Source organism: Paenibacillus pseudetheri (genome assembly GCF_924513355.1).
Lineage (GTDB): Bacteria > Bacillota > Bacilli > Paenibacillales > Paenibacillaceae > Paenibacillus_AQ > Paenibacillus_AQ pseudetheri.
In genome coordinates, this window is record NZ_CAKMAB010000004.1 from 221,040 (window position 1) to 234,529 (window position 13,490).

The 13,490-nt window shown below is 42.7% G+C and carries 14 protein-coding genes; 10 read left to right on the forward strand and 4 right to left on the reverse strand.

The window, feature by feature from the left end:
• Positions 1-12: 12 nt before the first annotated feature.
• Genes L1028_RS05445 through L1028_RS05460 form a run of 4 tightly spaced genes read left to right on the forward strand, consistent with a single transcriptional unit; the run spans position 13 to position 4,489 of the window.
• Positions 13-1,467, forward strand: a complete 1,455-nt coding sequence (locus L1028_RS05445) for a leucyl aminopeptidase family protein (RefSeq protein ID WP_234532165.1) — start codon at positions 13-15, stop codon at positions 1,465-1,467.
• Between the two features lie 24 nt (positions 1,468-1,491).
• Positions 1,492-2,184 carry a copper homeostasis protein CutC gene (locus L1028_RS05450; RefSeq protein ID WP_234532247.1) on the forward strand — a complete coding sequence of 231 codons (693 nt, stop codon included), beginning with the start codon at positions 1,492-1,494 and terminating at the stop codon, positions 2,182-2,184.
• A 27-nt stretch (positions 2,185-2,211) separates the two neighbouring features.
• Positions 2,212-3,162, forward strand: coding sequence for an ROK family protein (locus L1028_RS05455; RefSeq protein WP_234532166.1), 951 nt, complete (start codon positions 2,212-2,214; stop codon positions 3,160-3,162).
• 49 nt (positions 3,163-3,211) lie between these two features.
• A complete protein-coding gene (locus L1028_RS05460; protein ID WP_234532167.1) occupies positions 3,212-4,489 on the forward strand; it encodes an alpha-L-fucosidase in 1,278 nt (425 codons plus the stop codon).
• Positions 4,490-4,572: 83 nt separating this feature from the next.
• Here the strand turns inward: L1028_RS05460 and L1028_RS05465 are convergent, their stop codons facing one another.
• The gene (locus tag L1028_RS05465; RefSeq protein ID WP_234532168.1) at positions 4,573-5,568 is read right to left on the reverse strand and encodes an HAAS signaling domain-containing protein; all 996 of its coding nucleotides are present in this window, start codon (positions 5,566-5,568) and stop codon (positions 4,573-4,575) included.
• Entirely contained in the window at positions 5,555-5,902 is a 348-nt protein-coding gene (locus L1028_RS05470) for a PadR family transcriptional regulator (protein ID WP_234532169.1), read from the reverse strand. The genes L1028_RS05465 and L1028_RS05470 overlap by 14 nt, the downstream gene beginning before the upstream one ends.
• 378 nt (positions 5,903-6,280) lie before the next feature.
• On the opposite strand from L1028_RS05470, the gene L1028_RS05475 reads away from it, so the two are divergent.
• The 6 genes from L1028_RS05475 (at position 6,281) to L1028_RS05500 (ending at position 11,313) form a co-directional block, all read left to right on the forward strand.
• Positions 6,281-6,487 carry a hypothetical protein gene (locus tag L1028_RS05475; RefSeq protein WP_234532171.1) on the forward strand — a complete coding sequence of 69 codons (207 nt, stop codon included), beginning with the start codon at positions 6,281-6,283 and terminating at the stop codon, positions 6,485-6,487.
• Positions 6,488-6,620: 133 nt separating this feature from the next.
• Positions 6,621-7,088 (forward strand): MarR family winged helix-turn-helix transcriptional regulator, encoded by a 468-nt coding sequence (locus tag L1028_RS05480; protein WP_234532172.1) that lies wholly within the window; start codon positions 6,621-6,623, stop codon positions 7,086-7,088.
• A 96-nt stretch (positions 7,089-7,184) separates the two neighbouring features.
• Complete coding sequence (locus L1028_RS05485) at positions 7,185-8,156, forward strand: ring-cleaving dioxygenase (protein ID WP_234532173.1); 972 nt, start codon at positions 7,185-7,187, stop codon at positions 8,154-8,156.
• A 32-nt stretch (positions 8,157-8,188) separates the two neighbouring features.
• A complete protein-coding gene (locus L1028_RS05490; protein WP_234532174.1) occupies positions 8,189-9,250 on the forward strand; it encodes an LLM class flavin-dependent oxidoreductase in 1,062 nt (353 codons plus the stop codon).
• 15 nt (positions 9,251-9,265) lie between these two features.
• Positions 9,266-9,832, forward strand: a complete 567-nt coding sequence (locus L1028_RS05495; protein ID WP_234532175.1) for an NADPH-dependent FMN reductase — start codon at positions 9,266-9,268, stop codon at positions 9,830-9,832.
• Between the two features lie 395 nt (positions 9,833-10,227).
• The gene (locus tag L1028_RS05500; RefSeq protein WP_234532176.1) at positions 10,228-11,313 is read left to right on the forward strand and encodes a winged helix DNA-binding domain-containing protein; all 1,086 of its coding nucleotides are present in this window, start codon (positions 10,228-10,230) and stop codon (positions 11,311-11,313) included.
• Positions 11,314-11,520: 207 nt separating this feature from the next.
• Here L1028_RS05500 and L1028_RS05505 read toward each other — a convergent pair whose 3' ends face one another.
• Positions 11,521-11,949 carry a PH domain-containing protein gene (locus L1028_RS05505; RefSeq protein WP_234532177.1) on the reverse strand — a complete coding sequence of 143 codons (429 nt, stop codon included), beginning with the start codon at positions 11,947-11,949 and terminating at the stop codon, positions 11,521-11,523.
• Positions 11,950-12,116: 167 nt separating this feature from the next.
• Positions 12,117-13,382, reverse strand: a complete 1,266-nt coding sequence (locus L1028_RS05510; RefSeq protein WP_234532178.1) for an alkaline phosphatase — start codon at positions 13,380-13,382, stop codon at positions 12,117-12,119.
• Positions 13,383-13,490: the final 108 nt, after the last annotated feature.

The window sequence follows — 13,490 nt, forward strand, 5'->3', positions numbered from 1 at the left end:
GAAGGGTCAGCGATGAATATCTTATTCGATTCCGCTAATGTGGCGGATACTATTGTCTATTTAGCTTATGACGAGGAGTCTTTTCCTTTTAAGCTGGGAGCACCCCACAAACAGTGCAGCCGTGTGACTTGGTTACATGCTCGCACTGAGGAAGAGTCTGATGTGTTAGCGGTAGGAATGGGAAAGCACAAGGATATTACGCTTGAGAGGATTCGCCGAGCGGGTGGAGCTTCTGCTCGTGCAATTCTGAAGGAAGGACGCAGTAGTGCTTCACTTGTTCGCTTAGCATCCGAGGCTATAAATAGGAATAGGGATATTTCTGCTGCTGATGAATTACAAGCTTGGATGGAAGGCTGGATTCTCGGCTTGTACCGTTTCCAAACTTATCGGGGAACTACCAAGGTGGAAGGCTCTGTTGATTTACAGCTTCAATCGATAGATTGGCCTGAGCTGTCATCGATTGAATTGGAAGCTGTACGGGTTTCTGCACAGATACGCGCTGAAGGAGCCGTAGTTGCTCGCGATCTTGTGAATGAGGTACCTGGGACACTGAACCCTGATCGTTTTGCGGAATGGATGGCAGAATTTTTCGACCGTGATGATGCTGCTTTGAAAGTCCATATCTATCAAGGACAGGAGCTTGTGGAACTTCAGATGAATGGGTTGCTCGCAGTTGGAGCAGGAAGTAAGCACGCTCCAGCCCTAGTTGAAATTCGTTACAAGAGTAACCCTGAATTACCGATGTTAGCACTGGTAGGTAAAGGTGTAACCTTTGACTTAGGTGGCATGAATGTGAAGACGGCTAGCGATATCAGCGATGCACGCATGGATATGGGTGGTGCGGCTGCTGTAATTGGGGCTATGGATATTTTGATACGGAAGCGTGCCAATGTAAATGTGACCGCACTTATTCCAGTCGTTGATAATGTGCCAGATGCTGAGGCAATGTTACCTTCGTCTGTTATCCGTTACCCTAACGGGCTAACCGTTCAGGTTGCGAATACGGATGGCGAGGGTCGACTTATCATAGCGGATGCGCTTATTCATGCCGCGAATATCGGAGCAAACCAAGCTATTGATATCGCTACCCTAACTGGAAATGTCGGTGCGGCGCTCGGATTAGGCATCGCGGGCATATGGGGCGATGCAGATATAACGCAGAGCCTAGTTGAGATCGGTGAGCGCAATGGAGAACGACTGTGGCCCATGCCGTTAATGGATGAATATGAAGCAGATCTTCGGAGTAATTACGCTGATCTCCGCAATGTTAGTACTTCCCCCTTTGCAGGTGCGATTACAGCAGCCTTATTTATTCGGCGTTTTGTAGCAGAATCGATGAGCTGGGTTCATATTGATATGGCTGGGACGGTACAGTACAAACAGGATGTAGGGTACTCAGAAGCTGGAGCGACGGGATATGGTGCACGCCTGCTCGCCGATTATGTCATGAAGCAAGTGCATCATTAACAACTGGAAGAGTGGGTGAAAGTTATGAGATTGGAAATCATCGCTACATGTATGGATGATGCTCTGACGGCTGAGGCGAATGGCGCAGATCGTCTTGAGCTCATTACTGCCATTACGGAAGGCGGATTAACACCAGGAATAGGGTTGGTGGAGCAGGTAGCCAAATCGGTTAGCATTCCTGTCTTTGTTATGGTCCGTCCGCACAGTCGATCATTCAACTATTCCAAGGATGATATTTTGACCATGGCTGCAGAGATCAGGCAGATTGCAGCCAGTGGTGCTTCGGGAGTCGTTCTTGGCGCATTAACACCGGAAAAAAAGATCGATGAGCATGCGCTTGAAATATTATTGCCGTTGACAGATGGCTTACAAGTAACCTTCCATCGTGCTTTTGACGAGCTGGAGGGCCAAATTGCAGGTTATCGGACGCTTTGTAATTACCCGCAAATCACTCGTATACTTACCTCGGCTGGACCAGGTCCGGCACCTGAAGCCATTCCCGCTATGCGTAGGCTAGTAGAGGAATCAAGAGGTAGTTCGATAAGTATATTGGCTGGAAGTGGTTTGAAGCCAGAAGGTATTACATCGTTTATTCAACAGACCGGAGTCACAGAAGTACATTTTGGATCGGCTGTACGTCATGGCGAAGACGCTTTGTCGCCAATCGATCCAGTAGCCCTGCGGGCGTTAGCTAAGAATATTCATTCGAACGGCTAATAATAGATAGTGAAAAGGTGAATGGTTATGCATAAGGCTGAGAGCTATGTAGTGGGAATTGATTTAGGCGGAACAAAAATTGCCGCAGCATTATTCGATTCAAAGGGTATCGTGTTGAATCGGGAATTAATGGAGACAGCTGGCGCGCGCACCGCTGAAGAGGTGGTGCAGCGAATGATTGGAATGATCCGCTCTGTATCCGAAGAGCGACCGCTGATTGGGGTCGGACTGGCTTCTCCTGGAGCTGTGAATAGCCAGGATGGAATCGTAATTCACGGTACCAATCTTCCTGAATGGGATAATGTTCCACTGAAACATTGGATGGAGTCAGAACTTGGCATAGAAGTGAAAGTGGTAAACGATGCGAACGCTGCGGCTTGGGGCGAGTATGTAAGAGGAGCTGGCAAAGGCTCGAACAACATGGTGTATGTTACCTTCAGCACAGGAATTGGAGCTGGAATTGTCATGGATGGTGAGCTACTGCTCGGCACGAACTCATTTGCAGGAGAACTCGGTCATAATATTATTGACCCGAACGGAACGGAATGCAGCTGTGGAAGATATGGATGCTGGGAAGTATTTGCTTCGGGTACAGCGATTCGGGACATGGCATTGCGGAGTATGGAGAGCAGAACGTCGATGATTACAGAGCTGGCTAGTAGAAGTGGTGAAAAGATTAATTCTCGACACGTCTTCGAAGCGATGGCACTAAAAGATCCGGTGGCTGTCGAGGTGATTGAGCGGACGATTCATTATATGGCGATTGGATTAGCTAACGCAGTACATACGTTTAATCCTGATCGTATTGTCATTGGTGGAGGCGTAAGCAAAGCTGGTGAACTACTGTTTCCGGCGCTGAGAGAGAAAACAGAGGAACTTGTCATGAAGCCGTATAAAGGAACTTATACTATTGAATCAGCAGGTCTGAAGGATGATGTAGGTCTTATAGGCGCTGCGGCATTATTTCATACCGTTTAGACTATCTGCACTATTTATCAAAGCTATCGAAAACGGAGGAGCTGAAGAGATGGGTACAAGAGAAGAAAGAACGAGATGGTTCTTGCAGGATAGATTCGGTATGTTCATTCATTGGGGATTATATTCCATTCCAGCACGAGGTGAGTGGATACGTGGGAACGAGCGAATGAGTAGAGAGCAATATATGACGTATTTCGATGAATTTGACGCATCTCGATATGACCCGAAGAAGTGGGCTAGCGCAGCAAAGGCAGCGGGCCAGAAGTATGCGGTTCTTACGACCAAGCACCACGACGGATTCTGCTTGTTTGATAGCAAGCTAACAGATTTTAAAGCGACTAACACGCCTGCTGGACGTGATCTCGTTCGAGAATATGTAGACGCTTTCCGGGCGGAAGGTATTGCTGTAGGTCTGTATTACTCTATTATTGATTGGCATCATGATGATTACCCTGGATATGGTGATAAAGCTCATCCGGATCGGGACAATGAAGCGGCTAAAGACAAGCCAATTGATTTTGATCGATACTTGGAGTATATGCATGGACAAGTGAAGGAACTATTGACGAATTACGGCAAAATCGACATCATGTGGTTTGACTTCTCTTACGACAATATGACCGGAGAAAAATGGAAAGCAACGGAGCTAATCCGTATGATTCGCTCTATCCAGCCGGATATTATTATCGACAATCGTTTGGGTGGGAATATCCGCGCGGCCGAGCTAGAAGAATATGCTGGAGATTTCTTTTCTCCAGAGCAGATCATTCCTCCCGGTGGCATTGTTGACGTGAATGGTCAATCCATACCATGGGAAGCATGCATTACGCTTAACGATAACTGGGGTTACCATTCCGAAGATAAAAATTATAAATCAACGCAGCAGGTCATTCGCTCAATGGTCGAATGTATCAGCAAGAATGGCAACCTCCTCCTTAATGTTGGACCGGATGCTAAAGGTGAAATGACAAGGGAATCTTTGGTTATCCTTGACGAAGTTGGGGAGTGGATGCGCCTTAATGGCGATAGTATTTATGGATGCGGGAAGTCTTCGCTGCCTAAGCCAGAGTGGGGACGTTATACGCAAAAGGGTAACAAGTTGTATGCGCACGTCTACGACCGTGGAATTGGCCCGATCTATTTCCAAGGCTTGAAAGGGAAGATTAAAAAAGCTAGATTACTACGTGATGGCACTGAGCTAAAGGTGGAGGTGCCGTGGATGGCTGAGGAATATTCGGATGTTGACGGTGGAGCGTTTATTACATTAAAAGGGGCTAAGCTTCCCGACGAGATAGATACGGTTATTGAGCTGGAGCTTTTTGCATAATTGTTATTAATTTATATGATCTCTCACGAGAACAGATCCTAGGGCCCTTGACCTTAGGATCTGTTTCATTTTTACTGAAAATATTAAATTCTGGCCTTGCGGAAGCCTTCGTATATATTGATAGCCGCAACAATAATCAATAAGGCAATTCCGCCACCAACTAACCCCGTTTCAAATTGATTAATTGTAGTGGTTAATAAATTAGACATGTAGTTAATGAATTCTTGGTTAAATACATTTGGATTTATTAGGATAATAGCGAATACAATAAGCACTAAAAGCTCGAGGCCCGTATTACATAATGCTAATTCTCTAGTCCATTGTCTCTTGATTAATTTATATATAGTTAATGCGACTTCTAATCCGATCACAATAAAAATAATAGGCCAATAATCAAGTAACACATGCTGATTAAAAACTGGGGCTACGAAGTTATGTGCGCCTTCTCCCCCTCTATAGACTCTAATCAGGTGTTCAGCATTAAAATAAACAGTAGCCCAAATGGCAGTCCACAGTAAACTTCCGAACACTTCGAAGCTTGTAATTGCTTTTTTCTTATGGACAAGCGCGATATCCTTCAAATCATCAGGAGTCCATTTCCTTAATTTTGTAGTAAGTGGATGACCTTCCTTTCCTTTATCCCCACGTTCGATAATAGCGAACACAACAGTTATCCAAAAAAAGACTTGGATTCCTACTTCAAGGAAGGTTCCAATTCCTGTACTTATAACTGTAGTAACAATATCCGCAACTGTTTTATCGCCGCTATATCCAATTAAGTGATCAGCAACCAGAGCGATTAAAGAAACAACTACAGCGATCGGTATAATCATTTTTAATAACGTAACATATAAATCGAAATAGCGTGGGCCGATGAGATACATGGGCTGATCGCGATACTCACTTGCTAAAATAGCGGGATTGCCCAATTTTGTAAGGACGGCTTTTACCTCTTTTTCGTCATAATCATCCGGTAACATATCCTCGATGGTTGATCGTAATTCTAAAGCGATGTCTTCCCGATTTTGTTCTGGTAACCTCCGAGTCACTTCATGAATGTAAATCTCAATCAGCTTCATGGTCATCCTCCCCTTGTAATAGGCCGTAGAGTTCTTTCGAATTCTTAAGCCATTCTTCCTTTAGCTGTAAAAAAATTTCTACGCCATAGTCACTTAGAACATAATACTTACGGGGTCTGCTCTCGGATGTGTCCCAGCTGCTCGTTACTAATTCCTGTTTCTCTAATCGGCGAAGTAATGGATATAGGGTGCTTTGATCGATGGTGATGCTGGATTCCTCCAACAATTGAACGAGCGAATATCCATACTGGGGTGTTCGTAATTGACTTAAAACGGCTAGCGTTAACGTACCTCTTCTAAGCTCTGTGATTAAAGAATTTAATAAAGTACTCATTCACCCACCTCATTATTTAAAATATAAGGATTTATAATCTCTTATAAATTGTTCTTATATTTTTGGTTTAAACGCTTGCTGTCCTTGAGAGGACGTCGAAGCCGCTTATAATTACTATGTGTCATACAGTATTCGATCTATACTATGCATCATACACTATTGTTGTTCCAACATCAATTGAATAAAATAATCTTCTAAGAAATAAATAAGAAAATTTTTCTATTTTGTGAAGCAGTTTGATTAAAAGGAGGTTGTGAATTGATTTCATTCTATAGTGACATCCCGAATGCTTCTACATGGGTGGTATTTGAATCCGTTCATAAGGGTTGATCAAAGGATAAGAAAAACTACATAAAGACCATTGGCGGTAGCGAACTGTTGCTGAGAACGTCGGATATCTCTCAATATGATCAGAAAAAACGGGAATACGAAGCTATCCTGCTATTGGAGGATAAAGATATTTTAATGTCGAGACCCCTTCAGTTTGGAGTGTGCAATGCAGGTCAGACTGTATATTTCCTTATTGACTGGATTGATGGGGAGGATGCGCAAGAAGCTATTCCTTCATTGGACGGATTATTATAATACCTATATTCCGAAGTGGTATTTGGCAAGCGTATAGGATTTCTACTGAGCTTGACTCCTCTTCAGTTTACTAGTATACTCATATTAACAAATCAAATAACACATAAAATAAACAAACGATGGACGTGACCAAATGAGAAACAATGGATTCACTGAAGATAACCAATTAAGCTTATTGATCTGGTTGCGGCTGGTTAGGGTATATGAGAATAGTAACGATCTTTCCAATGAATTCTTGAAGCAATTTAACTTAACAGTTAATCAATTCGATACCTTGGTACAAATATTATTACATCAGCCTGTAACACAGATGGAAATTGCCGAGCATCTAACCATTACTAAAGGTGGGGTATCCCATATGCTTGGCAGATTAGAGAAAGAAGGATGGATTGAACGCAAACAGGATTGGAAAGTGAAGTACATTACTTTAACGGAAAAGGGCCAAACACTTATTGAAAAGGTACTGCCCTTGCAATCGGATTTCCAAGCCTCGTTATTCGATCCATTGACGGACGAGGAGAAGAAAGTGTTCTACAACATGCTTAAGAAGATTCATCGGCATAGTCAAGATGTGAATCGACTCCCACGAGGTGTTCAGTAGTAACGACAAGCTTTATTGATAATAAAGCTTACTTTTTTTCTCATCAGTATACTAGTAAACTTAAATCCAACACAATTCATTTAGGAGGTTTTTAAAATGAAACATCAACCCATAAACGGACAACATCATGTGTCTATGCTTACTAAGGACGCTAAACAAAACTTATGGTTTTATACAGAGGTACTGGGACTGAGACTTGTAAAGAAAACGGTCAATCAAGATGATCCATCCATGTACCATCTATTTTATGGAAATCGTAATGGTGCTCCTGGAACCGAAGTATCTTTCTTTGAAATGCCAAATGCAGGTCAGACCCGTAAAGGGACGAACAGTATTAGCTCTTTCTCCCTTCTTGTTCCTAACGATGAAGCCTTGTCGTATTGGGCTAGTCGATTAGATTCTTTTGAAGTTCCTCATGAAGCGATTGTAAGTATCGGGGAACGTAAGTCGCTTACTTTTTATGATAGAGATGAATTGACGGTCCATTTAGTATCGGCTGAAAAAGATAACGGTATCGAGCTAGTTGAACCGTGGATTACAGAAGACATCCCTCCAAAGTATGTCATCGTTGGGTTAGGACCCGTTGAATTGACTGTACGTGAGGCTAGTCGCACAAAGGCGGTTTTGGAAGATATCTTAGGCTATACACAAGTTCGGACAGTACCCTCCATGGGGGATTCGAAAGTGATGGTAGATATATATGAAACGGGGAAGGGTGGTTTATACACCGAGCTCCAGGTCAAAGAAGTAAATGACAAAGATCGGGAGAGACCAGGTAAAGGGAGCATCCATCATGTGGCTATAAGAGTGAAGGATGTCGAAGAATTAACCGAATGGGCCGCCAAGATCACTGCTGCAGGCTTTGAAAATACAGGGGTTATTGATCGTTATTACTTCCATTCCTTGTATTTCCGGGATCCGAACCATATTCTTTTTGAGATTGCTACAGATGGCCCGGGATTTGAGATTGATGAAACTTTTGACGCGCTAGGAGAGAATTTGACCTTACCTTCATTTCTGGAAGAACGTCGTGAAGAGATTGAATCGAAGCTTCATCCTATCCGCTAAACCTAATACAATTATGAAAAGAGGACATAATCATGATGGAACAATATAGAATCGATGAGAAAAAAGGGTTGGAGCTAGGTTTATACACGTTAGGTGATCACACCACAGACGCCTTAACAGGAAAAGCAATTAGTGAACGACAACGGATTCAAGAGATCGTAGCGGCTGCCAAATTAGCTGAGGATGCTGGATTAGATGTATTTGGAGTAGGCGAGAGTCATCAACCGAAATTCATTACCTCAGCAGCCTCGGTAGTCCTTGGAGCCATTGCAAATGCAACCGAACGTATAAAGCTTGTCAGTTCAGCAACTGTGCTAAGTACAGCAGATCCTGTACGTGTATATGAGGACTTTGCAACATTGGATTTGTTATCAGGCGGTAGAGCAGAGATTGTTGCTGGACGTGGATCGCGTCTCGGGGCCTATGAACTTTTTGGTTATGACGTAAGAGATTATGAAGAATTGTTCGAAGAGAAAATTGAATTGCTCATGAAAATAAATGAGTCCGATCGTATTACGTGGGAGGGTAAATCCCGCCCTGCATTAAATGATATGGAAATCTTCCCTAAGCCCTTAAATGGAAAGTTGCCAATTTGGCGAGCGGTTGGGGGACCTCCAGCAAGTGCAATTAAGGCGGGAAGAATGGGGATTCCGATGATGCTGACGACCCTTGGTGGACCGTCATCTGCATTTAAGGGTTCGGTGGACGCATATCGTATGGTTGCAGCGCAATCAGGATTTAATTCAGCGGAGCTTCCTGTCAGCACAACTTCATTAATGTATATCGATCCGGACTCACAAAAAGCATTCCGCGATTATTATCCTTATATCAATCACTTGATGAAGGAGCTTCGTGGGTCTTACTATCCGAAGGAACAATTTGCTGAAGCAATGAGTGTGAGAAATGCGCTGCTCGTAGGAAGCCCACAACAAATTGTAGAGAAGATCCTCTATCAACATGAGATGTATAGCCATAACCGTTTTCTAGCTCAGATTGATGTGGGTGGTTTACCTTATGCTCAAGTAGAGCAAATTATTGACTTGTTTGCAGCTGAAGTAGCACCAGCCGTAAGACGCGCTACAGCTAAGAAATAAGAAGGAGGGGTTATTATGAAGATCATTGGGATATCAGGGTCTATTGTTGGATCGAAGACTAGAATCGCAGTACAGCAAGTACTTAATAATATTATAGAGAAGCATCCGGATTTCGAAGTAGAACTAATAGATCTAGGCGATTATAAGCTAGAGTTTAGTGATGGACGAAGCTACATGGACTATACAGGTGATACCAAATTCGTTCTGGAGAAAATCATGGAGGCCGACGCGTATATCATCGGAACCCCTGTTTTTCAAGCTTCGATCCCAGGAACACTCAAGAATCTATTTGATTTACTCCCGGTTAATGGGTTTAAGGATAAAGTTATCGGTATTGTAGTAACTGCAGGTTCTTCAAAACATTACTTAGTGGCAGAACAACAACTGAAACCGATCCTCTCTTATATGAGAGCGGCGGTGGTTCCTAAGTATGTTTTTATTGAAGAGAAACAATATGACCGAAAAGTAATTGTGGATGATGATATTATTTTTAGACTGAATAGACTAGCTAATGAATTGGTGAACACCACGAATGCGATGCAGCAAGTGAAGCAAGCGGAAGAAGAAGCGTTTTTCTTTTAAAAAGTAGGGCTTTGTTAAAGAAAACACCTCTTTCGTGTAGTATTAAGGGCAATTCAACCCTTACGTTGTATTTTGTGCAACAGAATAGATCTGAAAGTAAGCGGATCTGATTTCTGTTGCATTTTTTACAATCAAATGTAGGCTGAATCTCTTTTTTGAAGGTTTTCAGTAAATTCTAATGTACGAAGTGCAACAGAAACCTTTTTTTGAGGTCTGTATATGACTTTCTATTGCACATTATGCAATGGAACGGAGTTCATATCCTAATTTATTCTCGTAATTCAATAGAATCAATAGTAATATCGACATAGACATGAGCATGAAGAACTTAGCTATTTCATCGAATTTTTGGAAGTGTATAATTTAAGAATTCATTTCTGAAAAGGAGGAGTAATGTGACTAATACCCTTATTGCTAATAGCAGGTTGTATAATCAAATGATTTCAGGCTCTTTACATCACACACCAGAGCAGGTCGTGAAAAAAATGGGGGCTATGCAAGCGCAAGACTATATGCAGGCGGTTTGGGCCATCGGACTACGTTCTCCTGCTACGAAATTAGCTGATATAGAGCGTGTAATCGCTGAGCGTAAGATTATTCTTACTTGGACGCTGCGAGGTACGCTTCATTTCGTCCCGGCAGAAGATGTGAAGTGGATGCTACAGCTCTCTGCACCACGTTTAGCATCACAAACGAAGCGGCGAATGGCTGAGCTTGGACTTGATGATCAAACACTGGAGCGCTGTAGAGAAATTATAGTGGATGCTTTAAAGGGCGGGAAGCAAATGGATCGTTCGGTCCTACTTCAGCTAATAGAAGAGGAGGGCATCCACACGGGGAATCAACGCGGTTATCATATGCTCTGGAATAGTGCCTATCAAGGACTGATTTGTTTTGGCCCGATGAATGGTAAACAGCAAACGATTGTATTGTTAGAGGAATGGGTGCCAGATTGCCGAGAGCTATCTTACGAACAATCGTTGCAAGAACTCGCATTGCGGTATTTTACAGCTCGTGGATTGGCGACCGTTCAGGACTTCGCTTGGTGGGCAGGCATAACCCTTACAGATGCCAGACGAGGGCTAGAATCTGTGAAAAAAGAACTTCAATCGACAGATATAAATGGCAGTGAGTATTGTATGTCTAACCATCGAGTAGTTCCAGCGGATGAAGAGTCAGGTATCTATTTACTTCCGGGTTTCGATGAGTACATTCTTGGTTATAAAGACCGGAGTGCTGTACTTGAACCTGAGACGGCTCCTTTAATTGTTCCTGGCAACAACGGTGTTTTCCTGCCTATGATTGTCGTAGGTGGCCAAGTTATAGGTACATGGAAACGTTCGATTAAGAAAAAAGGAATTGAGATAGTCATTCATCCTTTTAGAGAGCTTGGAAATGCTGAAGAAGCTGTGTGTAAAGCTGCTGAACGATATGCTGCTTTTATTGACCTATCGATACTGGAAATAAATGTATTTAGTTAATTAATGTACAAACCTTTCCAAGTGCCGTTTGGAATATCATGTTCTGAAAATCACAAGGTTTTTAGTGCAAATGAAATCCCTAAGGTAAGATAAGAAATGATCCGGATAAGTCTTGATTCTGAATGTAAATGAGATGAATTATGAATTAACCAAAAGAGAGACCCTAGGGTCTCTCTTTTGGTTAATTGAATATAGAATAGCTTAAGCTTAGGAATTGATACGTTTATAATTGTCATGTGCAATACTGAGTAGTGCAGTATACAACGGTTGAACGTTGAATTTTTTCCCGAATTCAAATTTATAGAATGCAATCTGTAAGTTGTTGGATTTGTGATAGGGCGAGGTAATATAGTGGAGGGTGACTTCACAATCATCGAATCCGGTACCTCCCGTCTCCATAGTGACCTCATAAATAGAGCTGAGATGGATCGAAGCTACACGGGTCTTTTTCCCAGTAGCCCCTTGGTGATCAATAAGAATTAATCTATCATCTGTAATAATGAATGCATCACGGATCAACTTAAAGCCCATTTGAATTTCTTCCTGAGGCATAAGATAAGCTCCGTATTGACTCTTTAATTCTGGAATAGTTACCTCTGAATAGTTTCCCAATAAGCCGCCCAAAAAATTGCCCATTAAATTCCCTCCTGATTGTAGTTCCTAATTGTGGATGTAAAAGAAACTGTACTTTGTTGATATTCTATATTAGGATATATTTTCCTTCTCCCGTTTTATCGAATTTAGTAAAAATCAAAAAGACTAACCAAGAAAGTCTGGCTAGTCTTTTAACCTGTTGGATCTTATTATTTCACTTTAATGCCCATGGCTTGCGCGATCTTAGTTAATACTTCGGTATTTTCGTATACTCCAGTAAACAACTGAGCGTTTTTGCCCATGGCCGTAATAGGAATATCCACTGCTGTATGACCTGAAGTCGTCCAGTCTACAACGAAATTTTGCTTGGAGTTAGCGATGGAGAACGGACCATCCTCTTTGGAAATGCCGTCACCTGATTCATCTTCAGCGTCTATGGCTTCAATAGAGAATCCACCTGTTTCATGGTCGGCGAGAACTAAGACAAGGGTATCGGGATTCTTTTTAGCAAAGTCTCTGGCGACCTGTACGGACTTATCCAACTCTTGCCCCGCTTTAATCGTCATCTTGGCATTGTTTTGGTGTGCGAATTCGTCAGTACCCTCTTCTTCAACCATCAGGAAAAATCCGTTTTTATTTGCTGCAAGAGTATCTATCGCTTTTTTCGTCATTTCAGGCAGGGATACAACCGGGTTGTAGATATCTCCTTCACCCTCTGGTTCTTGCTGGAACATTTCCTCATTTGCAAATAACCCGAGAAGCTTGCCACTTTTCGCCTTTTGCATATCTGTTTTGTTCGTTACGTAAGAGTATCCAAGCTGTTTAGCTTTGTCTACAAGGTTCCCTTGCGTACCTTTGCTCTTCTCTGAAGGATCTTCAGCTGGCTCATCTGCGAACTTACCTGGATTTCCTGCCGGATACCAGAAATCTTCGCCTCCACCGAGAAGAACGTCAACTTTGCTCTTGGTCAGGAGCTGCAGAGCGATGTCACTTTGTTTGGAGCGATCTTCGACATGAGCACCGAAGGCAGCGCCTGTAGCATCAGTAATTTGACTGGTAGTTACAACACCTGTAGATTTCCCTGTTGATTTTGCATACTCCATAATGGTTTGGACGGACTTTTTATCTGCATCCATCCCGATGGCTCCATTATAAGTCTTGACTCCGCTGGCATAGGCCGTGGCTGAAGCAGCTGAATCTGTAACAGGGACAGTGGAGCTTGTATGAATTAGTCCAGCATATGGCATAGAATCCATCGCTAGATTTCCTTTTTCACCTACTGTAGCTAGGCGGATGGCATTGCGCTGGGCAGTACCCATTCCGTCACCGACAAACAGAATCACATTTCTTGTGTTCGATGAAGCTGCATTGGCCTGATTTGGTGCTTGTGTAGTGACTACGCTGGAAACGAAGAGAGCAGTTGCTGCAGTCGCTACAATTGCCGTCTTAACGCCGTACTTTTTCGGTGATTTCATAATTTCCCTCCTAATGTATGTTTACAACCTCATACTATAGTAATTACATTAAGAGAATGTTTTCGGATATTGTAAAAAATGTAAATTGTAGCGTGCTTGAACGGATAG

Bases quoted from the DNA above. Each gene is read 5' to 3' on its own strand.
- L1028_RS05445 (WP_234532165.1), top strand. From the start codon at position 13: ATGAATATCTTATTCGATTCCGCTAATGTGGCGGATACTATTGTCTAT.
- L1028_RS05450 (WP_234532247.1), top strand. From the start codon at position 1,492: ATGAGATTGGAAATCATCGCTACATGTATGGATGATGCTCTGACGGCT.
- L1028_RS05455 (WP_234532166.1), top strand. From the start codon at position 2,212: ATGCATAAGGCTGAGAGCTATGTAGTGGGAATTGATTTAGGCGGAACA.
- L1028_RS05460 (WP_234532167.1), top strand. From the start codon at position 3,212: ATGGGTACAAGAGAAGAAAGAACGAGATGGTTCTTGCAGGATAGATTC.
- L1028_RS05465 (WP_234532168.1), bottom strand. From the start codon at position 5,568: ATGAAGCTGATTGAGATTTACATTCATGAAGTGACTCGGAGGTTACCA.
- L1028_RS05470 (WP_234532169.1), bottom strand. From the start codon at position 5,902: ATGAGTACTTTATTAAATTCTTTAATCACAGAGCTTAGAAGAGGTACG.
- L1028_RS05480 (WP_234532172.1), top strand. From the start codon at position 6,621: ATGAGAAACAATGGATTCACTGAAGATAACCAATTAAGCTTATTGATC.
- L1028_RS05485 (WP_234532173.1), top strand. From the start codon at position 7,185: ATGAAACATCAACCCATAAACGGACAACATCATGTGTCTATGCTTACT.
- L1028_RS05490 (WP_234532174.1), top strand. From the start codon at position 8,189: ATGATGGAACAATATAGAATCGATGAGAAAAAAGGGTTGGAGCTAGGT.
- L1028_RS05495 (WP_234532175.1), top strand. From the start codon at position 9,266: ATGAAGATCATTGGGATATCAGGGTCTATTGTTGGATCGAAGACTAGA.
- L1028_RS05505 (WP_234532177.1), bottom strand. From the start codon at position 11,949: ATGGGCAATTTTTTGGGCGGCTTATTGGGAAACTATTCAGAGGTAACT.
- L1028_RS05510 (WP_234532178.1), bottom strand. From the start codon at position 13,382: ATGAAATCACCGAAAAAGTACGGCGTTAAGACGGCAATTGTAGCGACT.